Source organism: Streptomyces sp. E-08 (assembly GCF_049913095.1).
In the GTDB taxonomy this organism is placed as follows: Bacteria; Actinomycetota; Actinomycetes; order Streptomycetales; family Streptomycetaceae; genus Streptomyces.
The window spans coordinates 6,196,367-6,220,986 of sequence record NZ_CP183971.1 but is presented as its reverse complement, the minus strand read 5'-3'; the positions used below and the strand labels follow the sequence as shown (position 1 = coordinate 6,220,986).

24 protein-coding genes are annotated in these 24,620 nt (G+C 72.8%); 13 read left to right on the top strand and 11 right to left on the bottom strand.

The window, feature by feature from the left end; all coding sequences use genetic code 11:
• Positions 1–20 precede the first annotated feature (20 nt).
• The 6 genes from ACN9MM_RS28750 to ACN9MM_RS28725 all read right to left on the bottom strand — a co-directional run bounded on the left by ACN9MM_RS28750 (position 21) and on the right by ACN9MM_RS28725 (position 5,522).
• Complete coding sequence (locus ACN9MM_RS28750; RefSeq protein ID WP_426366588.1) at positions 21–455, bottom strand: tautomerase family protein; 435 nt, start codon at positions 453–455, stop codon at positions 21–23.
• 25 nt (positions 456–480) lie between these two features.
• Positions 481–1,008, bottom strand: a complete 528-nt coding sequence (locus ACN9MM_RS28745) for a LuxR C-terminal-related transcriptional regulator (protein WP_426366587.1) — start codon at positions 1,006–1,008, stop codon at positions 481–483.
• 236 nt (positions 1,009–1,244) lie between these two features.
• Complete coding sequence (locus ACN9MM_RS28740) at positions 1,245–2,213, bottom strand: DMT family transporter (protein ID WP_426366586.1); 969 nt, start codon at positions 2,211–2,213, stop codon at positions 1,245–1,247.
• Between the two features lie 178 nt (positions 2,214–2,391).
• A complete protein-coding gene (locus tag ACN9MM_RS28735) occupies positions 2,392–3,333 on the bottom strand; it encodes a LysR family transcriptional regulator (protein ID WP_426366585.1) in 942 nt (313 codons plus the stop codon).
• Between the two features lie 39 nt (positions 3,334–3,372).
• Positions 3,373–4,290 (bottom strand): TIGR03619 family F420-dependent LLM class oxidoreductase, encoded by a 918-nt coding sequence (locus tag ACN9MM_RS28730; RefSeq protein WP_426366584.1) that lies wholly within the window; start codon positions 4,288–4,290, stop codon positions 3,373–3,375.
• Positions 4,287–5,522, bottom strand: a complete 1,236-nt coding sequence (locus ACN9MM_RS28725; RefSeq protein ID WP_426366583.1) for an MFS transporter — start codon at positions 5,520–5,522, stop codon at positions 4,287–4,289. The genes ACN9MM_RS28730 and ACN9MM_RS28725 overlap by 4 nt, the downstream gene beginning before the upstream one ends.
• A gap of 183 nt (positions 5,523–5,705) precedes the next feature.
• On the opposite strand from ACN9MM_RS28725, the gene ACN9MM_RS28720 reads away from it, so the two are divergent.
• Complete coding sequence (locus ACN9MM_RS28720; protein ID WP_426366582.1) at positions 5,706–7,340, top strand: glutamate--tRNA ligase; 1,635 nt, start codon at positions 5,706–5,708, stop codon at positions 7,338–7,340.
• Between the two features lie 18 nt (positions 7,341–7,358).
• Here ACN9MM_RS28720 and ACN9MM_RS28715 read toward each other — a convergent pair whose 3' ends face one another.
• From ACN9MM_RS28715 to ACN9MM_RS28705, 3 genes are read right to left on the bottom strand one after another with little or no spacing between them, the layout of a single operon-like run.
• Positions 7,359–8,723, bottom strand: coding sequence for a hypothetical protein (locus ACN9MM_RS28715; protein WP_426366581.1), 1,365 nt, complete (start codon positions 8,721–8,723; stop codon positions 7,359–7,361).
• A 19-nt stretch (positions 8,724–8,742) separates the two neighbouring features.
• Complete coding sequence (locus tag ACN9MM_RS28710; RefSeq protein ID WP_426366580.1) at positions 8,743–9,681, bottom strand: hypothetical protein; 939 nt, start codon at positions 9,679–9,681, stop codon at positions 8,743–8,745.
• A 45-nt stretch (positions 9,682–9,726) separates the two neighbouring features.
• Positions 9,727–10,206 carry a hypothetical protein gene (locus ACN9MM_RS28705; RefSeq protein WP_426366579.1) on the bottom strand — a complete coding sequence of 160 codons (480 nt, stop codon included), beginning with the start codon at positions 10,204–10,206 and terminating at the stop codon, positions 9,727–9,729.
• Between the two features lie 667 nt (positions 10,207–10,873).
• On the opposite strand from ACN9MM_RS28705, the gene ACN9MM_RS28700 reads away from it, so the two are divergent.
• From ACN9MM_RS28700 to ACN9MM_RS28685, 4 genes are all read left to right on the top strand, one after another.
• A complete protein-coding gene (locus ACN9MM_RS28700; protein WP_426366578.1) occupies positions 10,874–12,082 on the top strand; it encodes an RCC1-like domain-containing protein in 1,209 nt (402 codons plus the stop codon).
• Between the two features lie 16 nt (positions 12,083–12,098).
• The gene (locus tag ACN9MM_RS28695; RefSeq protein ID WP_426366577.1) at positions 12,099–13,262 is read left to right on the top strand and encodes an RCC1 domain-containing protein; all 1,164 of its coding nucleotides are present in this window, start codon (positions 12,099–12,101) and stop codon (positions 13,260–13,262) included.
• 14 nt (positions 13,263–13,276) lie between these two features.
• Positions 13,277–14,452 (top strand): RCC1 domain-containing protein, encoded by a 1,176-nt coding sequence (locus ACN9MM_RS28690; RefSeq protein WP_426366576.1) that lies wholly within the window; start codon positions 13,277–13,279, stop codon positions 14,450–14,452.
• A 100-nt stretch (positions 14,453–14,552) separates the two neighbouring features.
• Entirely contained in the window at positions 14,553–15,551 is a 999-nt protein-coding gene (locus tag ACN9MM_RS28685; protein WP_426366575.1) for a TAXI family TRAP transporter solute-binding subunit, read from the top strand.
• Positions 15,552–15,581: 30 nt separating this feature from the next.
• Here the strand turns inward: ACN9MM_RS28685 and ACN9MM_RS28680 are convergent, their stop codons facing one another.
• Positions 15,582–17,006 carry a HAMP domain-containing sensor histidine kinase gene (locus ACN9MM_RS28680; RefSeq protein WP_426366573.1) on the bottom strand — a complete coding sequence of 475 codons (1,425 nt, stop codon included), beginning with the start codon at positions 17,004–17,006 and terminating at the stop codon, positions 15,582–15,584.
• Positions 17,007–17,024: 18 nt separating this feature from the next.
• The gene (locus ACN9MM_RS28675) at positions 17,025–17,738 is read right to left on the bottom strand and encodes a response regulator transcription factor (protein WP_426366572.1); all 714 of its coding nucleotides are present in this window, start codon (positions 17,736–17,738) and stop codon (positions 17,025–17,027) included.
• 276 nt (positions 17,739–18,014) lie between these two features.
• On the opposite strand from ACN9MM_RS28675, the gene ACN9MM_RS28670 reads away from it, so the two are divergent.
• The 8 genes from ACN9MM_RS28670 to ACN9MM_RS28635 all read left to right on the top strand — a co-directional run bounded on the left by ACN9MM_RS28670 (position 18,015) and on the right by ACN9MM_RS28635 (position 24,491).
• Positions 18,015–18,812 carry an amino acid ABC transporter ATP-binding protein gene (locus ACN9MM_RS28670; RefSeq protein ID WP_426366571.1) on the top strand — a complete coding sequence of 266 codons (798 nt, stop codon included), beginning with the start codon at positions 18,015–18,017 and terminating at the stop codon, positions 18,810–18,812.
• A gap of 54 nt (positions 18,813–18,866) precedes the next feature.
• Entirely contained in the window at positions 18,867–19,688 is an 822-nt protein-coding gene (locus tag ACN9MM_RS28665) for a glutamate ABC transporter substrate-binding protein (RefSeq protein ID WP_426366570.1), read from the top strand.
• A gap of 121 nt (positions 19,689–19,809) precedes the next feature.
• Complete coding sequence (locus ACN9MM_RS28660) at positions 19,810–20,484, top strand: amino acid ABC transporter permease (RefSeq protein WP_426366569.1); 675 nt, start codon at positions 19,810–19,812, stop codon at positions 20,482–20,484.
• Positions 20,481–21,371, top strand: a complete 891-nt coding sequence (locus ACN9MM_RS28655; RefSeq protein ID WP_426366568.1) for an amino acid ABC transporter permease — start codon at positions 20,481–20,483, stop codon at positions 21,369–21,371. The genes ACN9MM_RS28660 and ACN9MM_RS28655 overlap by 4 nt, the downstream gene beginning before the upstream one ends.
• A 192-nt stretch (positions 21,372–21,563) precedes the next feature.
• Positions 21,564–23,258 carry an FAD-dependent monooxygenase gene (locus ACN9MM_RS28650; RefSeq protein ID WP_426366567.1) on the top strand — a complete coding sequence of 565 codons (1,695 nt, stop codon included), beginning with the start codon at positions 21,564–21,566 and terminating at the stop codon, positions 23,256–23,258.
• Between the two features lie 32 nt (positions 23,259–23,290).
• Positions 23,291–23,377 (top strand): putative leader peptide, encoded by an 87-nt coding sequence (locus ACN9MM_RS28645; RefSeq protein ID WP_311605579.1) that lies wholly within the window; start codon positions 23,291–23,293, stop codon positions 23,375–23,377.
• A gap of 95 nt (positions 23,378–23,472) precedes the next feature.
• Positions 23,473–24,087, top strand: a complete 615-nt coding sequence (locus ACN9MM_RS28640; protein WP_426366566.1) for a cysteine dioxygenase — start codon at positions 23,473–23,475, stop codon at positions 24,085–24,087.
• A complete protein-coding gene (locus tag ACN9MM_RS28635) occupies positions 24,084–24,491 on the top strand; it encodes a rhodanese-like domain-containing protein (protein ID WP_426366565.1) in 408 nt (135 codons plus the stop codon). Before ACN9MM_RS28640 ends, ACN9MM_RS28635 begins: the two co-directional genes overlap by 4 nt.
• Positions 24,492–24,620: the final 129 nt, after the last annotated feature.

Here is a 24,620-nt window from a genome sequence, read left to right as displayed (position 1 = left end):
GGCCGGGAGGAATGCGGAATTCAGCTGCCGGTGGCGGCCTCGGCGACGAGTTCGTCGATCTTCGCCCGGCGGGTCAGCGCGCCGTTGACGGCCCAGTTCCCCTCCGGAATCTCGTTCACGACGAGCCAGACGACGGTGTCGGGCCCGGTCGCCTCGTGCACGTGCCGGGTGACCTCGGCGGACAGCGCCTCGTTGCGCTCGGGGGTGAGGAAGCCCTCCAGGGGCGTGACCACGACCAGTACGCCCGGGGGCCGGCCGGCGCCCGTGGTCGCGAGCCCCTTGGCGGCCTCGCGGACGTACACCCAGGTGGCGGCGGCGAAGAACTCGGTGCCGGGCAGCTCCATGGCCGTCAGCACGGAGTCGGCGACCTGCTGCTGCAGGACCTCCGCGGCGGCCTCGGAGAGGGTGCCCTCGGGAACGGTTATCTCGACCAGCGGCATGGTGACTCCCATCATCGGTGTGTGCGTGCGGAGGTGCGGATCAGCAGGCCAGCGCGGCTTCGAACCGGTCGATGGCAGCGGCCAGTTGGGCACGCCTGCGAATGTCGAGCTTCCGGTAGATCCGGGTGATGTGCAGCTCCACGGCCCGGGTGGAGACCGTGAAGGACTCCGCGATCTGCTTGTTGGTCAGGCCGTCGAGCATCATCGTGGCGATGCGCCGCTCGTGGGCGGTCAGCTCCTCACGGGCGCTCGGCGGGGCGGGCGGCAGGGCGGGGGCCGGCACGCCCCCGCGTATTCGCTCGTGGGTCCCGGCTCCGCCCGTGGACCGTTCGAGGCCGGCGAGCACCACGTGCCCCATGACGGCGTTCCATTCCCGGACCCTCAGCTCGCCGATGACCTGCGCCTGTGCGTACGGGTCGGCGTAGAGCACCCGTAAGAGGGTGCGGCGGTCGGGGGCCTCACAGACCAGGAACTCCCCGGTGCCGTCCCGCCAGGGTCCACCGCCGAGCAGGATGCCGCGCGCGGCCATTTTCTTCCAGTAGGTCCGGTGCGCCTCTCCGAAACTCAACCGGTCCGTCTCATTGCCTCGGAAAACGAGTTCGACCACAAAAGCCACGTACGACTCCCCCATTAAGGCCGGGTGTTTCCACTTGCGACGCTACCATCCACCACCCGCCCATTGAATGAACACAATGTTGCGGACGGCGGCCCGGCATTTCATGGGTCGGGGCCGTGCGGGAACGGCTTACGCCCGGCCGCCGAGAACGGCCGGGTTTCGCCTTGCATTGCCGAAATTCGACGCCGCTAAGGACGGTCCGCCGCCGGCGCCGGTACGGGCGCCGCCCCGGAAGCCGGTTCGGCTGCCGCCTCGGCGGCTGGTTCCGCGGCCGCTTCCGCCGCAGGGCGGGGCTTGCGACGGAGCAGACCCGTGGCGGCGAGCACCGCCACCGCGCCCAGCCACACGGTCCAGCCGAGCGGCTCGCGCAGCACGACGGCACCGAGCACGACGGCCACCGCGGTCATCAGATACGTGACGGTCGAGGCCACGGTGGGCCCGTCCTTGATGATCAGCTCGAAGTTGAGGAGCGCGGCGAAGCCGGTGCAGACCACGCCCAGGACGAGGACCGAGATCACCGAGTCGGCGCGCCAGGTCACGGTCTGGAGGCCCAGGAACGGGAAGGCCGCGAGGAGCAGCACGGTCGCCACGCTGAGCTGCCCGCCCGCCAGCATCAGCGGCGGGATGCCCTTGCCCACGAGGAACTTGCCCATGTACGCGAAGCTGGCGCCGAAGCTGATCGAACCGAGGACGAAGCAGAGGATGCTCCAACCGGTGCCCGCCGAGGCGGAGTTCCAGGGGGAGGCGATGAGCGCGGTGCCGCCGAGGCCGAGCAGCACGCCGCCGGCCTTGTAGCCGGAGACCCGCTTCTCCTGGCCGAGGAGCAGCGCGGCGGCCAGGGTCCAGATCGGTGCGCTGCCGTTGACCACGGCGGCGACGCTGCTGGAGCCGTCGATCTCACCCTCGGCGTACAGGGTCCAGGGGACGGCGTTGCCGAGCAGCGCGGCGACCGTCAGATGGCCCCACGTGGCGCGCTCCTTGGGCAGCCGGAGCCCCTTCGCGTAACCGATGGCGAGGATGACGACGGCGCCGAGGGCGAGCCGGATGAGCACCATCTGCACGGGGGAGAAGCCGTAACCGGCGATCTTGATCCACAGGAAGACGGAGCCCCAGATGAGGCTCAGCGCGGCCAGCCGCGTGTACGTGGCTTTGGACATGGGTGTTCCTGCTCCAGGAGAAGGCATGGGGAGATCGAACGGGGAAGGAAGGAGGGGTGGGGGACGCGCGAAGTGGTCCGCGGTACGGGAACGAGCCTCGCAGCGGTGGCCGGGCGGGTCCAGCAACGGCTCGTGGACGGTACCGTCCACGAGCCGTGGCGAATCGCGTTCCGCCAGGTCAGGCGGCGACGGCCGCCCGGGCCACCGTGCGGAGCGCGTCCAGGACGGCGGCGATCTCCGGGGAGGTCTGGCTGCCCTCCCGTACGGCCGCGAAGACCGTGCGGGACGGGGCCTGCTCGCTGAACGCGCGGATCGTCACCTCGGGACGCGGCGCCGGCTTGGCCATCCGCGGGACGAGCGCGACCCCGAGGCCGAGCCGCACCGCCGCGAGCGTGGCGTCCCAGTCGCCGATGGCGTGGGAGGCCTGCGGGGTGAACCCGGCGGCCGTACAGGCGGCGACCCCGATGTCGTGACACATGCCGGTCGTCGCGAAGATCCAGGTCTCCTCGGCGAGGTCGGCGAGGAGCAGCCGGGGGCTGTCGAGGAGCCGGTGCCCCTCGGGCAGGGCGATGTCGAACGGGTCGTCGCAGAGCGCGACCCGGTGGAACCGCGCGTCCGGGCGCCCGTCGTCGGCCCCCGGGCCCGGGCGGTGCGTGGTGTCCGCGGAGATGACGACGTCCGTCTCCCCGCGGTGCAGCAGCGAGAAGCTCTCCGGCGGGTCGACCTCGGCGAGCGAGGTCCGCAGCAGCGGCCGGGTCTCCCGCAGCCGGGCCACGGCGGGCAGGATCAGCGCCGAGAGGGTGGTGGAGAACCCGGCCACGGCCACCTCGCCGCGCTCGCCGCTCTCGTGGGCGGCGAGCTCCGCGCGCATCTGCTCGACCTGGGTGAACACGGCGTCGGCGTGCCGGAGCACGATCCGCGCCGCGCCGGTGAGGCGCAGCCGGCGCCCGGACGGTTCGGTGAGCGGGACGCCCAACTCCCGTCCCAGGGCGCTGATCTGCTGGGAGACGGCCTGAGGGGTGAGGTGGAGGGCCCGGGCGGCCGCGCTGACGGTGCCGCGCTCGCTGAGCTCCCTGAGCACGCGCAGCTTCCGCAGGTCCAGATCGGTCACGTCCCGCACTCCCTCCCCCTCTCCCCACGGCTCGGTGTCAGCGTCTCGTCATCGTACGCAGCCGGTGTCCACGTCGATGACCTCCTTGACCAGTGTCTCCAGGACGTCCAGGTCCCGCGCGGTGCGTCCCGCCTCCCGTCGGTCGCCCGGGTAGGTGGGGTCGAGGACGACGGCGCTCGCCCCCAGGTCCTGGAGCAGTCCGAGGTCGTCGGCGATCTGCGCCCGGGTGCCCTCGCCGAGCAGCCGTCCGGGGCCCAGCGGGCGGGGCGTGACGCGCAGTTTGATCCGGGGAACGAGGTCGGGCACGGGCCGTTCCTGCTCCTCGGCGACCTGACGGAGCGTGGGGAGCCCCACGCCGAGGAGCCAGTCGCCGGAGACGGACGTGGGGTGCCAGGCGTCGCCGAGGCGGACGGCCCGGCGCAGCGCCCCGTAGCTGTGGCCGCCGACCCAGACGGGCGGGCCGGGCCGCTGCACGGGCAGCGGCCCGGTGTGGACCTCGCGGAAGGAGACGTGGGCGCCGTCGAAGGAGGCCACCTCGTCGGCCCAGCAGGCCTTGATCGCGGCGAGGTACTCGTCGCTGATCGCGCCGCGCTTGCGGTACGGCACGTCGAGGACGGCGAACTCCCGGGCGGCCCAGCCCGCCGCCGCGCCGAACACCAGACGGCCGTTGCTGAACCGGTCGATGTTGGCGGCGACACGGGCGGTGTGCACGGGATGCCGGTACGGGAGGATCGTCACGGTCGTGCCGAGCCCCACGGTCCTGGTGACCCCGGCGAGCCAGGCGAGGGTCGCGAACGGGTCGTAGAACGGGGCCGGGAAGAGGTGCTGGACGTCCGGGGTGAGCGCCACGTGGTCGGAGACCATGGCGTAGTCGTAGCCCATCGCCTCGACCCGCAGCGCCCAGTCGGCGAGGGCGTCGGGAGTGGCTTCGGGCCCGTAGTTGGGCAGATTGACGCCGAATTTCATGAGGCGTTCCTTTCGGGAGCCGCGGCCGTGCCGGCGGCTGCGGCCCCGTGGGCATGGTCCGTGGTGCGGGCGTCGCGCCGGACGACCCCCCGGGCCACGGTGAGGTGGAAGAGGACTCCCGCGAGCGCGACCCCGGCGGCGAGGAGCGGGAGCTGGCGGGCGTCGAGCCCGTGGGCGAGGGCGAGGCCGCCGAGCGCGGAGCCGACGGCGCCGCCGAGGTAGGTGGCGGAGCTGTTGAGGCCGACGGCGGCGGCCCCCGCGCTGCCGCCGGAGCCGTCCCCGGCGAGGAGCCGGTGCTGCTGCGGGACGACGAAGGCCCAGCCGACCGCGCCCCAGACGAGGAGGGGCAGCAGGACGAGGCCGGGCACGGCGCCGGTCCACGGCAGCAGCGCCAGGGCGCCGCCGAGGATGCCGAGGAGCGTGACCGCGAGGCGGGCGGGCCGCCCGGTGCGGTCGACGAGGGTCCCGGCGAGGAAGCTGCCGCAGACCCCGCCGATGCCCCAGACCCAGAGGTACGGCACCGCGCTGTCCACGTCGGCGATTCGGTGCAGCACGGGTTCGAGGTAGGTGTAGAGCCCGAGGCTCGCGACGGTCTGGGTGAAGGTGACGGCGACGACGACGGCGACGCGGGGCCGGGCGAGGGCGCCGAGCCGGGCCCGCAGCGAGGGCGCGGCGGCTCCCCGGACGGGCGGCAGGGCCGTCGCGACGCCGGTCAGCGCGGCGAGGCCGAGCACGGTGATCAGCCACAGGGCCGTCCGCCAGCCGGAGCCGGCCGCGACGAGCAGCCCGAGCGGCACGCCGAGCACGGTGCCCGCGCTCATCCCGCCGAGGACCAGGCCGAGGGCGCGCCCGCGCCGCTCGGGCGGGACGAGCGCGACGGCGGCGGTGGCCGCGGCCGGGGTGAAGAGGCCCGCTCCGGCGCCGGCGAGGGCCCGGGTGCCGAGGAGTTCGGCGTACGAACCGGCCAGGGCCGTACCGGCGTTGGCGAGGACGAAGACGACGAGCGCGGTGACGAGGACGGTCCGGGTGCCCCAGCGGGCGAGGACGGCCGAGAAGAGCGGCGCGGCCAGGGCGTAGCAGAGGGTGAAGGCGGTGACGGACTGGCCCGCGAGGGAGACGGAGACGTCCAGGTCGGCGCCGATGTCCGGAAGCAGTCCGGCCATCGCGTAGGCGTCGGTCCCCATGGCGAAGGAGCCCAGTGCCAGCAGGCCCACCGCGCGCGTGCCGCCCATCACACCCCCCTGTGGTCGTCGTACGGAACGGTCCTCGGGACGCTACTGACCGGGCATGCCTCCCGCAGCCCACAACGCCCAAGAGAGTTCGGAGTTCCGCAGCCTCGCGCCCTCGCACCCCTCGAATCGGCCGGTCACCGGCCTACGGTGGATCTCTCCAGGAACCCCAGGAGGGAGTCCACCGTGCTCGACCTGTCCGTCATCAACGCGATGTTCCCGCCCGATCTCCCGGAACCGGCCGAATGGGAGCGGCGGTTCGGGCCGCGCGCCCTGCCGGACGGCGCCGAGGTCACGCGCTTCGCCCCGAGCCCCACCGGACACCTGCACATCGGCGGCCTCTACACGGCGGCCGTGGCGCGGGCGCTCGCCCGCCAGTCGGGCGGCACGCACGTGCTGCGCGTCGAGGACACCGACCGGTCCCGGCAGGTGGCGGGCGCGGCCGAGGAGTTCTCGCGGCTGCTCGGGGCCTTCGGGCTCGCCCCGGACGAGGGCGGTGTCGCCGGGGACGGGGCGTGGGGACCGTACCTCCAGTCGGAGCGCCGGGAGATCTACCTCACCCATGTGCGGGACCTGCTGCGCCGCGACCGCGCGTACCCCTGCTTCTGCGGCAAGGAGCTCCTGGCCCGGAGCGCGGAGGAGCAGCGCGCGGGCCGCTCGCCGCTGGGCTACTACGGGCGCTGGGCGCCGTGCCGGACGCTCGCGCCGGAGGAGGCGGCGCGGCGCCTCGCGGCGGGCGAGCCGTACGTGGTGCGGTTCCGCTGCCCGTACGAGTTCCCCGGCCGGGTCCGGTTCACGGACCGCATCCGGGCCTCGGTCACCATGCAGGACAACGGCAACGACATCGTCCTCCTCAAGTCGTCCCAGGAGGAACTGCCGCTGCCCACCTACCACTTCGCGCACGTCGTGGACGACCACCTGATGCGGGTGACGCTGGTGGTGCGCGGCGAGGAGTGGCTGTCCTCGACCCCGGTCCATCTGCAGCTGCACACGGCGCTGGGCTTCGAACCGCCCGCGTACGCGCACCTCGCCCCGCTCATGAAGGCGGAGGGGCCGTCGCGCCGCAAGCTCAGCAAGCGCAAGGACCCCGAGGCGTCGGTGGACTACTACCTGTCCGCCGGCTATCCGCCGGCCGCCGTCCAGCACTATCTGCGGGGCCTCGCCAACATCCGGCTCATGGACGTCCCCACCGCCGAGGCGCTCGGCGCCGACGTCCGGCTCGACGGCATGCGTCCCTCGGGCCCCCTGCTCGACCTGCCCAAACTGCACTCCCTGAGCCGGGAGTTCATCGCCTCACTGCCCCCGGACGAGCTGTACGCGCAGCTCCTCGCCTGGGCGGAGGAGTACGACCCGGAGCTCGCCTCCGTCCTCGCCCGCCACGAGGACCTCGCTCTCGCCGCGGTGGCCACGGGCCGTCCGGAGGGCGCGCCCGCCCGCAAGGACCTGGAGCGCTGGTCGTGCTTCCGCGACCGGTACGGCTTCTTCTTCGCGGAGCTCTTCGGTCGGGCTCCGGCGCCGGGGGACGACCGGTACGGCGGTCTCGCCCCGGAGCTGGTGCGGAGGATCGCCGCGGACTTCGCCGCGCTCTCCCCCGACGCGTGGTTCGCGCGGCTCGGGGAGATCGCCGTACGGCACGGCTTCGCCCCGGACACGGTCTCCTGGCGCCGGGACCCGGGGCGCTGGGCGGGGCCGCCGAGGGCCGTCGCGAACGTGGTCCGGGTCGCCCTCACGGGAGCCACCCGCAGCCCGGACCTGTCCGCCGTGGCCCGCGCCCTGGGCCGGGACGAGGTGGTGCGCCGCCTCACCGCCGTGGCGGGGTGAGGCGGCGCGGACCTGGGGCTACTTCAGCGTCAGGGTGCGGGCCGCGGCACGGTCGGCCGGCGCCTGTGTCCTGAGGAGGCCCTTGTCGCTGGAGCTCGCGGGCGCGTCCGCGCCCACGGGGGTGGTGGTCATGGGACGGGCGGCGGCGCAGCGCTGCTTCTCGGCCTCGGACATGGGGCCGGTGCGCTGGAGCAGCCGGTCGGGCACGGCGCGCGAGGGCCCGTCGACGACGGCGTGCAGCCGGTAGTCGTCCTTCTTGCTGACGAACCAGCCCTCGACCCGCTCGCGGCTCGGCTGCAGCTCGACCCAGCTGACCTCGCCGGGCTGGATCCGCTCCACGACGGTCCGCTGGTCGCTGCTGAACCACTGCCAGGCCCGCTGCCAGCCCTTCTCGTACGCCTGGGAGAACTGGGCCGCCATGGGCCGTTCCTTGATCCGCTTCTCGTCCTCCGTCCGGTCGCCGCTCGTGGGCAGCCGGGCGACTTCGGGGAGTGCGAGGCCGGCGTCGGCGTACGTCTGCGCGATGCTGTCGTAGCTGCGCTCGGAGTACGAGAGGACCCGGCTGTGCTCCAGGGCGTTGCGGGTGCAGTTGACGTACGCCTCGCCGACGACCCGCGCCTCGTCGTAGTAGCGGAAGGACGTGCGGGTGTCCGGCCGGAACGTGCAGGCGTTCTCGCCGTTGCAGGCGGCGGCCGCGTTGTGGAGGGTGCTCTCGCGGTCGTTGCCCTTGTACGCCTCCGAGGTGCCGAGGCGCGTCTTGTCGACGGTCTTGTCGACGGCGGGCGGCACCTCGACGGCGCGGATGCGGGCGATCATCGGCGAACAGGTCACGTGGGTGCGGGAGTCGGTGACCCGTGAGGTGAAGGTGAGCACCGGCTCGTTCTCGCCGGCGGTGAACACGTAGGCGCGGCCGGTCCAACGGCCCTTGCCGGGCGTGCCCTTCACCCGGTCGGGGTCGCCGGCGGTGGTGACCTCCTGGACCGGGCCGCCGGATCCGGTGACCGCGTACGGCTGGCCGTCGGCGACCTGTTCGCCGGTGCACTCCTTGGAGACGGCGGGGCTGTCCTCGTAGGTGACGGTCACCCGCGCCCCGGCACGGACCCCGCGCAGCCGCTGGCGGAGGCTGTTGCCGTCCTTCTGGAGGGCGACGCCGTGGGAGGTGTCGGTGCGGCCGGAGGCGGTGGGCGAGTAGCGCTGGTTGAGCCCGGTCCAGAAGTCGATGCCGACGGTGGTGGGGCCGTCGCCCTTCATGACGGGGTCGGCGAAGTCGCCGTTGAGGACGGGGACGGCCTGCTCGGCGGGGGCGGCCGACGCCGGGAGCACGGGCAGCAGCAGTCCGGCGGCGCCGAGGACGGCGAGAGCCGGGAGCGTGGTGCGGTTCATGGCGGGGGACTCCTCCGGGTCAGCGGGCGGCGGGCGACAGGACGACTTCGCGCTTGGGGTCGGCGCCCGACGGCACCGCCCGGACGGCGGGCACCTCGCGCGGGACGTTCCGGAGCCCGTTGTTGTCCCCGTCGGGCTGGGTGTCGGTGGCGGGGCGCTTGCGGCCGCAGAGCCTGTCGGGGACGGCGTACGTCTGGGCGACGAACGTGCTCGTGTTGACCATGGAAGGGCTGTCGACACGGATGCCGATGATCTTCTGCCCGTTGTCCGCGACCAGGTTGCCGACCACCCGCCGCATGGCCGCGCTCGCCCCGAACACCAGCATGTCGTAGGGCTTGACGGTGGTCTTGTACGTGGTGGTCTCGGTGTTGTCGATCGTCCAGGACTTGGAGTACGTGGCCTTGAACGCGGCCTCGAAGGCGAGCTTGGCGCTCAGCGAGCCGGCCACCTTGCCGCCGGCGGCGACGCTGGTCTTGGTGCCGTTCGTCGAGGTCGGTCCGTCCTTGAGGTTGGGCGTCTTGTTCTCGCTGGTGATGTCGTTGGTGAGGTTCGTGGTGACCTCGCCGGAGGCGCTGACGGTGCCCTCGGCGGCGATCTTTCCGGAGATCTCACCGCCGATGTTGTCGGTGCTGCTGGTGCGCAGCGTGACGGTCCGGTCGACGCTCATGTCGCTCGCGGTGCAGTTGACCACCGCGTTCCCCAGGGACTTGACGGCGGTGGCGTACTCGCGGTCCTGCTTGGGGTCGATCGCGAAGGTGCAGGCCGTGCGCTTGGTCCCGCAGTACTCCAGGACGTCGGCGATCTTCGCGGGGCGGCCGGCGGCGGAGACGGCGCGGGGCGCGGGGGTCTCGCCCGGCCCCTCCTCGGCGGTGGCGGCGGGCGGGGCGAGCAGGGTGAGCGGCGCGGTGAGGCCGAGGACGAGCACGGGCAGGACGGCGCGGGGACGGCGCGGAGACATGGCGGAAGAACCCTTCGGGACGCGGGTGGGGGGGACGGGCGGGGGTCAGGAGCCGAGCAGGGAGCAGAGCTGCGAGGCCGGGAAGGGGGACGTTCCCGGGTCGTTCGATCCCTGCGGCAGGGAGCCGGGGAAGCCCGCGCAGGTGGAGGTCACGGCGGACTGGGCGTTGTCGGGGGGCTCCGGCTGGAAGCCGGAGAGGGTGTCGGTCATGTCCTTCACCCCCTTCTCCTCGGCCGCGCCCTTGCCCGAGGTGAGCTTGCCCATGCAGGAGGAGGAGCTGGGCGGGCACTCGTCGAGCTTCTTGCCGACGTCCTTGATGTCCTTGTCCGCCTGGCCGGCCGCCTCCTCGGTCTTCTTCTGCTTCTCCTCGATCTCCTTGGCCTCCTTGGCGTTGGCCTCCTTGTCCAGACAGGCCTGGTCGTCGGGTTTGCACTCCTCGGCGTGAGCGACGGCGGCCGTCGGCAGGGCCAGGGCGGCGGCGAGCAGGACGGCGCCGAGGGCGCGGCGCGCCTTCAGTGCGGGCATGGGAACTCCCTTGGGACATAGGTGAGTTGAGCGACTCGGAAGGGGACGCCAGGGGCGGACAGGGGACTGTCCTCAAGATCACCGAGCGCGCTTCGACGCTAGCCGCCGGGGCCCCGGCACCCCGCCACGACACACGGCGCGGCGCGCGCCGACGGGCCCGCTCACCACTTCGGCGGAGCGCACTCGGGGCCGCCGCGAGGGGCCGGACCGGGGGCGTTCACGGGTGGCTCCCCGGGCCTGCCGGTCCACCCGTTCGTAGGGAATCCGGGGCGTGCGCGAGAGGCCGGGCGACCGGGCGCGACGGGGGCCCTCACTCCCCCGGCCGCCGCCGTTCGGCGGCCCGCCGGATCCCGTCGCGCGGAGCCGCTCCGGGTCCGCCCGGCAGGTGAACGCGCCCCCGGGACCACGTCCCCGAACGGGCGTCCGTCAGACGGGTGTTTCAGCGGTTCCGGCTCGCTCCGGTGATCGTTTTCGGTCAGTCTGATCTTGTGCCCGACGGCCCGTCCCGGCCGTCGCACCCGGCCGTGGGCGCCCCATGCCCAGAGGCCCGGCACGGCCTGTCCGCATGACCCGCGCCCGGCCCGCGTACGCTCCGCCCTCCCCGGCGGGGCCACCGGCCGACCGGGCGCAGCGCTCCCGTATGTCCCCATCGAAGGAGAGCAGAGCCATGTCCCGTACACGCCGCAGTCCCCTGCGTACCCGCTTCCGAGGCCTGGCCGTCCTCACGGTCGCGGCCCTCGCCGCCGTCCCGGCCACCCTCGCGAGCGCCAACGAGGGCAATCCGACCGTCCTGAGCTGGGGCGCCGGCCGCACCGGCCAGCTCGGCAACGGCACCCTCGCCGACAGCCTCAGCCCCACCTCGGTCACCAGCCTCTTCCGCGGCGACGTCGATCAGATGTCCGCCGGCGGCACGTCCTCGGCCGACTCGTTCGTGCTCGCCAGGACCGACAAGACGGTCAAGTCCTGGGGCCACAACTCCTCCGGCCAGCTCGGCAACGGAGGCAACACCAACCAGACCGTGCCCACGACCGTCCCGCGCCTGACCAACATCAAGGACATCGCGGCCGGCGGGAAGCACGCCCTGGCCCTCGACACCAGCGGCCAGGTCTACTCCTGGGGCGACAACGCCTACGGCCAGCTCGGCAACAACCGCACCGGTGACAGCCGTACGGTCCCGGACCGCGTCCAGGGCATGCCCAAGGTGAAGCAGATCTCGGCGGGCTGCGACTTCAGCCTCGCCCTCCTGGAGAACGGCAAGGTGTACGCGTGGGGCCGCGGCATCCACGGCCAGCTCGGCAACGGCAGCCGCGCCACCAGCTCCGTACCCCGGCAGGTGCAGGGCCTGGAGAACATCGTGGAGATCGACGCGGGCTGCTACCACGCCCTCGCGCTGACCGCCGACGACACGGTCAAGTCCTGGGGCTACAACCTCTACGGCCAGCTCGGCAACTCCTCCACCAAGTCCTCCACCGTCCCCGTCGACGTCGACTGGATCGAGGGCGTCTCCGACATCGAGGCGGGCGCCTTCCACAACTACGCCAAGACGAGCGACAGCCACGTCTGGGGCTGGGGCAACAACCAGTACGGCCAGCTCCTGGAGGGCGACGAGGCCTTCGGCGACAACATCTCCCGCACCAACCGCACCGCCCCCGTCGAGATCCCGCGGCTGGAGGGCGTCCAGCACCTCGCGGCGGGCGCCCGGCACGGCGTCGCGGTCACGGCGGACGACGTCTTCGCCTGGGGACACAACGGCGAGGGCCAGCTCGGCAACGGCACGACAATCGCCCGCTTCGAGTCGGTGAAGATCCTGAACGAGGGCTCGGCGATCAAGGACGTGGCCGCCTCGCTGGGCGGCAACACAACGTACGCGTACTGATCGGGGGCGTGCTCCCATGACGTACGCGTACGTGCGCGGTGCCGCCGTCGGCCTCGCGCTCCTCGGCCTCGCCGTCTCCCCGGCGCACGCCGAGCCCCGTGACCCATGGGTGCGGGCGTGGGGCCTGAACACGGCGGGCCAGCTCGGCAACGGCGGCACACTCGACCAGCAGACCCCGTCCGCCGTCCAGGGGCTCGCACGGTCCGATGTGCGCGAGCTCTCCGGAGGCGGCGGCAACAACGGCAACTCTTTCGCCCTCGCCCTGCTCGACGACGGCACCGTCCAGGCCTGGGGCGGCAACTCCAACGGACAGCTCGGCAACGGCACCACCACCTCCCAGGGCTTCCCGGCCACCGTCGCGGGCCTCTCGGGCGTGTCCCGGATCGCAGCCGGCGTCCACTTCGCCTTCGCCGTGCGCGGCGGCCGCGTCCTGGCCTGGGGCGACAACGCCTTCGGACAACTGGGGAACGGCGCCACCGACGCCACCGCGACGACCCGCCCGGTCGCGGTCCAGAGCCTGGACAAGGTGAAGGACATCGCCGCGGGCTGCTACCACGCCGCCGCCCTCCGCGAGGACGGCACGGTCTGGACCTGGGGCCGGAACACCGACGGCCAACTCGGCATCGGCTCGGCGACCGACCAGAACACCCCGAAGAAGGTCCCGGACCTGGTGGACGCCGTGGCGATCTCCATCGGCTGCTACCACACCCTCGCTCTCACGGCCGACGGCACGGTCAAGGCCTGGGGCCGCGGCTCCTACGGCCAGCTCGGCAACGACGGCACGGGCTCCAGCCAGTCCCCCGTGGAGGTCAGACACCTCGACGGCGTCGCGAGGATCCACTCCGGCGGCTACCACAACTTCGCCGTCCTCGACGACGGCAGTGTCCGCGCCTGGGGGTGGAACACGGCCGGACAGCTCGGCGACGGCACCACCGTCGACCGGACCACCCCGGTGCCGGCCCCCGCCCTGAGCGGCGTCCAGGCACTGGCCGGCGGCTGGAAACACACCCTCGCCGTCCTCGACGACGGTTCCGTCCTCGCCTGGGGCGACAACGCCTCCGGCCAGCTCGGCGACGGCACCACCAACGCCTCCCTCACCCCCGTCGTCGCCCTGCCCCCGGGCAGCGGCGCGACCCGCGTGGCGACCTCCACCGTCTGGAAGTCCAGCTACGCCTACTGACCCGAAAGGTCCCCATGAAACCCCCCGTACGCACCTCCCTGCTCGCCGCGCTGTCCCTCGCGGCCCTCACCGCCTCCGCCCTCCCCGCCCACGCCGGCACCGACCCCTGGGTCCGCGCCTGGGGCGAGAACGCCCAGGGGCAGCTCGGCAACGGCAGCGTGGTCGCCCAGCAGACCCCCGCCGCCGTCACCGGCATCACCCGGGACGACGTCCGCGAGCTCTCCGGCGGCGGAGGCGGCGCGGCCGCGGCCGCCAACCCGTTCGCCGTCGCCCTCCTCAAGGACGGCACCGTGAAGAGCTGGGGCAACAACGCCACCGGCCAGCTCGGCAACGGCACCCTCACCGCCCAGTCCTTCCCCGCCACCGTCTCCGGGCTCTCCGGCGTGAGCGAGGTCTCCGCCGGCCTCAACCACGCCCTCGCCGTCAAGGGCGGCCGGGTCCTCGCCTGGGGCAGCAACGCCTCCAAGCAGCTCGGCACCGGCCAGGACACCACCAACCCGTACAAGAACCCGATCCCCGTGCAGAGCCTGGACAAGGTCAAGGACGTCGTCGCGGGCTGCGACTTCAGCGTGGCGCTGCGGCAGGACGGCACGGTCTGGACCTGGGGCAAGGGCGACAACGGACGCCTGGGCACCGGCAACAACACCACCCGCGAGACCCCGCAGAAGGTCCCCGACCTCGTCGACGTCGAGTCGATCGCCGTGGGCTGCGACCACGTCCTCGCACTCACCGCCGACGGCGTCGTCAAGGCCTGGGGCAAGGGCGCCGAGGGCCAGCTCGGCAACGACTCGACCACGGACAGCAACAAGCCGGTCGACGTCGCCTACCTCGACGCCGTGGCCAGGATCTTCGCCACCTCCGCGTCCGGCTTCGCCGTCCTCGACGACGGCAGTCTGGCGGGCTGGGGCAAGAACACCGACCGGCAGCTGGGCGACGGCACGAACGCCAACCGCACCACCCCGGTCGTCCTGGACGCGCTCAAGGGCGTCCAGAGCATCGCGGGCGGCGCCGACTTCACGGTGGCCGCGCTCGACGACGGCTCGGTGATCGGCTGGGGCGCCAACGCGGCGGCCCAGCTCGGCGACGGCACCACCACGAACCCCACGGGGACCACCGTGGCGCTGCCGCCGGGCAGCGGGATCACCCAGGTCGCCTCGACCATGACGGGCAAGTCCGCGTACGCCTACTGACGCGGTCCCACGGGTACGGAGGCCCGCGCGCGCACCCGCGCGGGTCTCCGTCACGGCCGAGCCTGGCCAGGGACGGCGGTGAGCTGGCAGGATCGGGCGCATGTTCGCCTCGCTCTCCCGTGCCGCCCGCCGCCGTGTCCTGGCGGTCTCGGCCGCGCTGCTCGCGCTGTGCGGGGTGCTCGCGTGGTGGCTGATTCCCTTCGGTTCCCCCGCCCCGAGCGGCTCGATCACCTTCAGTACGGGCGTTCCCACCGGTGTCTACCAGCGGTACGGGAAGCTCCTCAAGAACGCCCTGGCCACGGATCTGCCCGAGGTGTCGATAACGCTCACGGACAGCGAGGGCTCCCGGGAGAACCTGACCCGCGTCGCGACGGGCAAAGCCGACTTCACCGTCGCGACCGCCGACGCGGTGGCCCAGTACCTGCGCGAGCGCAGGCCCGGCTTCGAGCGGCTGCGGGGCTGCGCACGGCTCTACGACGACTACGTCCAGCTCGTCGTGCCCAAGGGCTCCACGGTGCAGAAGGTCCACGACCTGCGCGGGCTGCGGGTCGGCGTGGGCCAGCCCGGGTCCGGCGTCCGGCTGATCGCCGACCGGGTGCTCGCGGCGGCCGGCCTGACCCCCGACCGGGACGTGGAACCGGTCTCGGCGGGGATCGACACGATGCCGTCCCACCTGGAGTCCGGCGACCTCGACGCCTTCTTCTGGTCGGGCGGGCTGCCCACCGAGGCGGTGCAGAAGCTGTCCGAGCGCTTCAAGATCCGGCTCGTCCCGCTCGACGCGCACCTGGTCGACCGGCTGCACGACGTCGGCGACTCGACCCGGCACTACCGGTCGGCGGTGATCCCGGCGGACGCGTACGCGAAGGCCCAGGACGGCCTGCCGGTCGAGACCCTGGCGGTGGCGAACCTGCTGGTCACCACGGTGGACGCCGACGAGGACCTGGTGGAGGGCTTCACCCGTACGGTGATCAGGAGCCGGGACGGCATCGGCCGCCAGGTCCACCCGGCCCAGCTCGTGGACCTGCGCACCGCCGTCTACACGGAGCCGCTGCCCCTCCACGACGGCGCCCGCCGCTACTACCGCTCGGTGAAGCCCTGACGCGAGGCCCCACGCGGCGGGCCCGTACGGCTACCGCTGCGTGAAGCCCTGACCCGGTTCCCGCTCCGTCGGCGCGTGGCGCGGGACCGTGACCGTCACCCGCAGGCCGTGCGGCTCGTTCGGGGCGAAGGTCACGCCTCCCCCGCCCGCTGTGAGCAGCACGCGCGCGATGGAGAGGCCGAGGCCCGAGCCCTTGACATTCTGGTGCCGGCCCGAGCGCCAGAAGCGGTCGCCGACCCGGCCGAGCTCCTCCTCGGTGAGGCCCGGCCCGTGGTCGGCGACGACGACGGAGACGGTCGACCGGCCGGGGACGACCGTGACCGTGACCTCCTCCCCGGCGGGGGTGAACTTCAGCGCGTTGTCGATCACCGCGTCGAGGGCGCTGGAGAGGGCCACCGGGTCGGCCCAGGCGGTGACCGCCGCGCACTCCCCGGTCAGCGTGACGCCCTTGTCCTCGGCGACGGGCCGCCAGGACCCGACCCGCTCGGCGGTGAGCGCGCCGACGTCGGTGAGCCGCAGCTCGGCCGCCGCGTGCTCGGCGAGCGCCAGGTCGAGGAGGTCGTCGAGGACCCGGGCGAGTCGCTTGCCCTCGGTCCGTACGGAGGCGATCTCCTCGTTGCCCTCGGGGAGCTCCAGGGCGAGCAGCTCGATGCGGAGGAGCAGCGCGGCCAGCGGGTTGCGGAGCTGGTGGGAGGCGTCGGCGACGAAGGCCCGCTGCTGTTCGAGCGCGTCCTCGACGTTGTCGGCCATCTCGTTGAAGGAGCGGGCGAGGCGCCGCAGTTCCGGTGGTCCGCCGGTGGCGGCGACGCGGGAGTTCATCCGCCCGGTGGCGATGTCGTGGGTGACGGCGTCGAGGACGCGGACCGGGCGCAGCACCCAGCCGGTGAGCCGGAACGCGGCGCCGACGGCGAGCAGCATCGCGGCCGCCTCGCCCGCGAAGATCAGCAGCCAGCCGCGCAGGATGCGGGAGCGGAGCTGTCCGGTGGGCGAGTCGGTGACGACGACGGCGACGACGTCCCCGTCGCGGACGACCGGGGAGGCGATGGTGAGCCGCGCGTCGGACTGCCAGGGCCAGACCTGGGGCGGGTCGTGGCTGCGGCGGCCGAGCAGTGCCTCGTTGAAGGCACGCCGGCCCTCGCCGTCGTACGGGACGACCCAGTCCTCGGGGGCGGCGGCCATGGCGCGGTTGTCGCGGAAGAAGATCCCGGCGCGGATGCCGTACACGTCGTGGTAGCTGGCGAGTTCACCGCTGAGGGTGGCCTGCCGCTCGTCGGTGCCGGGGCTGCTCTCGCTGACGAACTGGGCGAGGGCGGCGAAGCGCGCGGCGTCGTCGAGGCGGTCGACGACGACCCGCTGCTGCTCGGACGCGGCGAGGCTGGCGGCGAGCGGGAAGCCGAGGGCGAGCAGCACGCCGGCCATCAGCACGATGAGCAGCGGAAGCAGTCGGGTGCGCACGTCAGGAGCCGTCCGGGGTTACGCGACGGGGGCGACCAGGCGGTAGCCGACGCCCCGTACGGTCTCGATCAGGGCGGGCATCCGCAGCTTGGAGCGCAGGGAGGCGACGTGCACCTCCAGGGTGCGGCCGGTCCCCTCCCAACTGGTGTGCCAGACCTCGCTGATGATCTGCTCGCGGCGGAAGACGACGCCGGGCCGCTGCGCGAGGAGGGCGAGGAGGTCGAACTCCTTGCGGGTGAGCGGGACGCTGGCGCCTTCGACGCTGACCCTGCGGGTGGGCAGCTCGATGGTGACGGCGCCGAGCCGCAGCAGGGTGCCGTCGACGGAGCCCGCGGTCCCGGGGGTCTCCTCGGCTCCGGCGCGGCGCCGGCTGACGGCGTGGATGCGCGCGAGGAGCTCACCGGGGTCGTAGGGCTTGACGACGTAGTCGTCGGCGCCGAGGTTGAGCCCGTGGATCCGGGAGCGCACGTCGCCGCGCGCGGTCACCATGATCACCGGGGTGGTGGTGAGCTTCCGGATGCGGCCGCAGACCTGGTAGCCGTCCTGGTCGGGCAGGCCGAGGTCGAGCAGGATCACGCCGTACGAGGGCCGGTCGCCCTGGGCGGTGGGCAGGACGGCCTGGAGGGCCTCCTCGCCGTTGCGGGCGTGCGTGACCGTGAAGCCGTGCTTCGCGAGGATCGCGGAGAGGGCGGCGGCGACGTGGTCGTCGTCCTCGACGAGCAGCAGTCGCATGCGTACCTCCTCCGTGATGAATGTCCGCTGATGGCGGCTCTCTGTGTACCAGGTGGTACCAGGGCATGAACACCGAACATGGGTGTCACAGTCAAGTGTCCCCCTGTTACACCGCCGTTTCCGTTATGGACCCGGTACGGCACGGGGCGCCGCCTTCACACGCTGTGTCCGGTCGCGGCCGTATCGTTATCCTCAATTTCCGCTCAGATGTGATGACGCTCGTCACATCGGGTCTCTAGTGTCCTCCCCAACCGAGGAGGACGGAGCAAGAGGCCGATGAGCGGAGAGTCAGTGTCCAAGTCCGTGCCCAGGGGGCCCGAGGACACCCCGCGTGCCGCGGACGACCTGGTCGTACTGTCCGACGTGAACAAGCACTTCGGCGCACTGCATGTCCTCCAGGACATCGATCTGACGATCACCCGCGGCGAGGTCGTGGTCGTCATCGGACCCTCCGGGTCCGGCAAGTCGACGCTGTGCCGCACGATCAACCGGCTGGAGAGCGTCGATTCCGGCACCATCACCATCGACGGCAAGCCGCTGCCGCAGGAGGGCAAGGAGCTCGCCAGGCTGCGTTCCGACGTCGGCATGGTCTTCCAGTCCTTCAACCTCTTCGCGCACAAGACGGTGCTCGAGAACGTGATGCTGGGCCAGATCAAGGTCCGCAAGACGGAGAGGAAGGCCGCCGAGGCCAAGGCCCGGGCCCTTCTCGACCGGGTCGGGGTCGGCACCCAGGCGGACAAGTACCCCGCTCAGCTCTCCGGTGGCCAGCAGCAGCGCGTGGCGATCGCCCGCGCGCTCGCGATGGACCCGAAGGTCATGCTCTTCGACGAGCCGACCTCGGCCCTGGACCCGGAGATGATCAACGAGGTCCTGGAGGTCATGCAGCAACTGGCCCGGGACGGCATGACGATGGTGGTCGTGACCCACGAGATGGGCTTCGCGCGCTCCGCCGCCAACCGCGTCGTCTTCATGGCCGACGGAAAGATCGTCGAGCAGGCGACCCCCGAGGAGTTCTTCAGCAACCCGCGCAGCGACCGGGCGAAGGACTTCCTGTCCAAAATCCTTCACCACTGAGCGGGTCGACGACCTAGTCTTCCCAACTCACGCCTACTCAAGGGACTTTCCTCCATGAAGCTTCGCAACGTCTCCGCCGCCGCGGCGGCCGCCGTCGTCCTCGCCCTGACCGCCACCGCCTGTGGCAGCGGCTCCGACTCCGGCAGCAACGGCGACAAGATCAACATCGGCATCAAGTTCGACCAGCCGGGCCTCGGTCTGAAGACCCCGGACGGCACGTACGCCGGTTTCGACGTCGACGTCGCCAAGTACGTGGCCAAGGAGCTCGGTTACTCCGAGGACAAGATCAACTTCAAGCAGGCGCCGAGCGCCGAGCGCGAGAACCTGATCAAGAACGGTGACGTGAAGTTCGTCGTCGCCAGCTACTCGATCAACGACAAGCGCAAGAAGGAGGTCGACTTCGCGGGTCCGTACTTCCTGACCCACCAGGACCTCCTCGTCCGCGCCGACGACACCTCGATCACCAAGGTCGACGACCTCAACTCCAAGAAGCTCTGCTCGGTCACCGGCTCGACCTCCGCGCAGAACGTCAAGGAGAAGCTCGCCCCGAAGGCCGACCTCCAGCAGCTCGGCGGTTACTCCGAGTGCCTCACCGGCCTGGAGAACAAGGCCGTCGACGCCCTGACCACGGACGCCTCGATCCTCGCGGGCTACGCCTCGCAGAAGGAGCTCCAGGGCAAGTTCAAGCTCGTCGGCCTGAAGATGAGCGACGAGAACTACGGCATCGGCCTGAAGAAGGGCGACGACGAGCTGCGCGGCAAGATCAACAAGGCGCTGGAGAAGATGGTCTCCGACGGCACCTGGGAGACGCTCGTCAAGAAGAACTTCGGCCCCTCGGGCTACAAGTACGAGCCCGCGCCGAAGGTCGCGAACTGACCCACCCCGCCCGACGCCGTGACGGCCGCCCCGCGCACGGGCGGCCGTCGCACCGGCACCGGCCACCGCCCACGCGGCGGCCTCCACACCGACCGACCACCAGGGGAGAGCGCGGGGCATCGTGTTCGACTTTCTTGATTCCGGGCAGTACGACCTGCTCGGCGCCTTCTGGGTGACGGCTCAGCTCGCCCTCTACTCGGCGATCGGCTCGCTGATCTGGGGCACGGCCCTGGTCGCGATGCGGGTCAGCCCGGTCCCGCTGATGCGGGGCTTCGCCACCGCGTACGTGAACGTCGTCCGGAACACTCCGCTGACGGTCGTGCTCGTGGCCTGCCTGCTGGGCCTGAACCAGACCCTCCGCGTCACGCTCGGCGCGGACCGCTCCGACGAGATCGGCTTCCGGCTCGCCGTCCTCGGCCTCGTCGCCTACACCGGCACCTTCGTCTGCGAGGCGCTGCGCTCGGGCATCAACACCGTCCCGCCGGGCCAGGCCGAGGCCGCCCGCGCACTGGGCCTGAGCTTCAGCCAGGTCCTCCGCCTCGTGGTCCTCCCCCAGGCCTTCCGCGCCGCGGTGACCCCGCTCGCCAACGTCCTGATCGCCCTCACCAAGAACACCACCGTGGCGGCCGCGATCGGAGCCGCCGACGCGTCGCTCCTGATGAAGACGATGATGGAGAACGAGACCGACGCGCTCTTCGTCGTCTTCGCGATCTTCGCCTTCGGCTTCATCGTCCTCACCCTCCCCACCGGCCTGATCCTCGGCTGGGCGGCCAAGCGACTGGCGGTGAAGCGATGAGCTCCGTCCTGTACGACACCCCCGGCCCGCGCGCGAAGCGGCGCAACGTCGTCTACACGATCGGCTTCCTGGTGGCCCTCGCCCTGGTGGCCTGGTGGGTGCTGGGAGCCCTGGACGACAAGCACCAGCTGGACGCGGAGAAGTGGAGTCCGTTCGTCACCGACTCCAAGGTCTGGACGACGTACCTGCTGCCCGGCCTCACCGAGACCCTCAGGGCCGCCGCCCTCTCCATCGTCATCGCCCTGCCGCTCGGCGCGGCCCTCGGCATCGGCCGGCTCTCCGACCACCGCTGGGTGCGCGTGCCGGTCGGCGCGGTCGTGGAGTTCTTCCGCGCCATCCCGGTCCTGCTCCTGATGATGTTCGCGAGCGCCCTCTACCGCGAGTTCACGACGGTCAGCTCCGACTTCCGCCCGCTGTACGCGGTCGTCACCGGCCTGGTGCTCTACAACGCCTCGGTCATCGCCGAGGTCGTCCGGGCCGGTGTGCTCTCGCTGCCCCGGGGCCAGGGGGACGCCGCCGTCGCGCTCGGCATGCGCAAGGGCCAGACCATGCTGTACGTCCTGCTGCCGCAGGCCGTGACCGTCATGCTGCCCGCCCTGGTCAGCCAGCTCGTCGTCATCGTCAAGGACACCGCGCTCGGCGGCGCCCTGCTCGGCTTCGAGGAGCTGCTCAGCCAGAACCGGCAGATCACGGCCAACTACGGCGCCAACACGATCGCCACCCTCGTGGTCATCGCCCTGATCTACATCGCCCTCAACTTCCTCCTCACCACCCTCGCGAGCCGCCTGGAGCAGCGCCTGCGACGGGGCAGGAAGACCCCCTCGGTAGCCCTCCCGGCCCAGGCCGGAGCCACCGACGTGAAGTCGGAAGCCGTCAGCGGCGCCTGACTCCACAGGGGTCCGTGGGACAACAGGGGTGGGCCGGAGCGGTACTGACTTCAGGTCAGCCGCACCGCGCCCACCCCGTCGCTTGACGCAAGCACCCTCAGTGGGTTGCATACGGTCTGTGATCAACCACCGGGCTCGTGCCACACTCAGCTGTGCTGCCCCCATGACCGTCCGGCCTTCAGGAGCCGCGCCGTGGACCCGGTGATCATCGTGGGCGCGGGGCCGGTCGGCCTCGCGCTCTCCCTCGCGCTCGCCGCGCAGGGCGTGCCCAGCGTCGTCCTCGACGAGGGCGCCGGCAAGGAGGAGTCCCGCCCGGCGCGCAGCGTCGTCCTGCGCGCCGACATGGCCGCGATGGTCGAGCGCCTCGGCTGCACGACCCTCCGTGACGAGGGCGTCCGCTGGATCGGCTGGCGCGGGATGCGCCGCCGCCAGGAGGTGCGCCGGCTCACCCTCGACCTGGGCCTCGGCGGAACCGAGGAGTGGTCCGAGGACCCCGCCGCGCCCGCCTCCCCGGCCGCCCCCCTGCACATCCCCCAGCACTCCCTGGCCCGCGGACTGCGCGACGCCGTCTCCCGGCAGAAGCTGATCCGGCTCGTCACCGAGTCCCGGCTCGACACCATCGAGCAGGACCGGGACGGGGTCGTCGCCCACACCCGCGGCCCGGCGGGCACCTGGTGGCGCGGCAGCCATCTCGTCGGCTGCGACGGGGCCCGCTCGACGGTACGCAAGCTGCTCGGGATCCGCTTCCCCGGCCGCACCGCGGTGGAACGCCACGCGGTCGCGGCGCTGCGCACCGAACTCCCCTGGCCCGGCGAGGCCCTGTCGCACCGTCAGCCGCCGTGGCGGGGCGCGGCCGACGAGATCACCGCGCGCCCGCTGCCCGACGGGGTGTGGCGCATCGACTGGCTGCTGCCGCCCCGCGGCGACCTGGTCACCCCGGACGCCCTGGTCGCCCGGATCCGCGAGACCCTGGCCGGCTGGTGCGACGGCGTGACACCCCCGTACGAACTCATCGACACCGGCGTCCACACCCTGCACCACCGGCTCGCCCGCCGCTGGCGGGTGGACCGGGTCCTGCTCGCCGGGGACGCGGCGCACCTGCTCGGCGCGGTCGGCACCCAGGGCCTCGACGAGGGGCTGCGGGACGTGGACAACCTCGCGTGGAAACTCGCCCACGCCTGGCACCACGGCGGCAGCGGCTCGGAGCGGCTGCTCGACAGCTACCAGAGCGAGCGGCGGACGGCCGTCGCGACCCGGCTGCGCGCCGCGGACCAGTCCCTGCCGGTCCTGCGCGGCGGCGGGGGCCTGCGGACGTACCTCCCCGGGGCCACGCGCGGCCACGACGCCCTGCTGACCGACGGCCACGTGGGGCGCGGCCCGCTCGGGGCGCCCCCGGCGTACCCCCACTCCCCCCTCGCACCTCCGTACACCGAGGGGCAGACGCCCGTGGGCACCCCGGCGGGCGCCCCGGTCGAGGACGTCCGCGTGACCGCTCCGGACGGCACGACCGTACGGCTCCGGGACCGGCTCGGCCTGGGCCGCCTCCTGGTCCTCCTCGTCGCCCCCGGCACCGGGGTGTGGGACCGGCGCCACTGGCGGACGGCGGGGGTGATGCCCCGGCTCGAAGAGGCCGTCGACGCGCTCCCGGTGAAGGCCGAGGTCCTGGTGACGGAGGCCTACCCGGGCGCTCCGGCCCACGCCGTCCTGCTCGTACGGCCCGACGGGCACCTCGTCGCCGCCTTCTCCGGGGTCCGTCCGGAGGAGCTGTACGCGGCGGCGGACGCGACCCGCGGCGGCTCGGACACCGACGGGGATCCCGTGGAGGAGGCCCCCGAGGAGGCCTCCGAGGTGTCCGTACCGAGCGACCGCACGGCGGACATGCATTGATTCCCGCGGGCGCGCATGGTGTACTCCGGAGCGTGACCGACACCGATGTGCGCCTGTGGCGGAGGGTCCACATGGACCTCGTCCGCTATGCGGGCTGCGTGTGTCGCCCGTCCTGCTGATCTCGCCCCTCTCCCCGCGCGCGCCCCGCCACTGACGCACGTCCGTGTGCCGTGTGCCGTCGCGCGCGCTTCCGCGAACCCCAGGACGGTCACCCGTGCCACAGCACGCCTCCTCCCTTCCCCCTGCCCTCCCGCCCTCCCCCGCCGCCTCCTCCTCCGTCCCCGCCTCTGCCTCCGCCGCCGCCTCTGCCGCCGCCTCCGTCCCCGCCTCCACCTCCGCCCCGACCTCGGCGGAACTCCTCGACTTCGTCCGGCGCACGGCTGCCGACCAGGCACTGGTCGACTCCCTGCCGCTCGACCCCGAGGGCCGTACCTGGGTACGGCTCGACGGCCCCGGCGGCAGCGAGGCCTGGCTCATCGGCTGGCCGCCGGGCACCGGCACCGGCTGGCACGACCACGCCGAGTCGCTCGGCGCCTTCGCGACCGCCCGCGGCACGCTGACCGAGAACGCGCTCGCGGTCCGGCTGCCGGCGAGCGGCTGGAAGACCCTGGAACTGGCCGACGGCCTCGACCGCTCCCGGCGCCTCTCGGAGGGCACCGGCCGGGCCTTCGGCCGCCACCATGTGCACGAGGTGCTCAACGAGTCCACGGACACCCACGCGGTGTCGGTGCACGCCTACCATCCGCCGCTCCCGCTGATCCGGCGGTTCAGCCGGACGGGCCCGGTGCTGCGCCTGGAGCAGGTCGAGCGTCCGGAGGACTGGCAGTGAGCGAGGAGCGGGTGGGCATCGACGAACTCCTGGAGCGGGTCAGGTCGGGCCTCGACCGGATCGAGCCCCGGGCCGCCTACGAGGCGTACGAGGCGGGTGACGCGCTCCTGGTGGACACGCGCTACGCCGCCCTGCGGGAGCGGGACGGCCTGATCCCGGGCGCGCTGGTCGTGGAGCGCAACGAGCTGGAGTGGCGGCTCGACCCCCTGGGCAGCCACCGCGCGGCGGAGGCGGACAGCCACGACCTGCGGGTGGTGGTCCTCTGCAACGAGGGCTACGCCTCCTCCCTCGCGGCCGAGTCCCTGCGCCGCCTGGGCCTGCACCGGGCGACGGACCTCGTCGGCGGCTTCCAGGCCTGGAAGGCCGCCGGCCTCCCGGTCCTCCTCCCGTCGACCCGCACCTGACGGGACCCGCCACGCCGGCGCGGGCCGGGTCCCGAAGATCGACTTCGGGACCTGGCCCGCCGGCACGTCGAAGCCGGATGCCGACCGGCTCGGCGTGGACAGGCGGCGCCTGGGGCGCGAAAGCCCCGG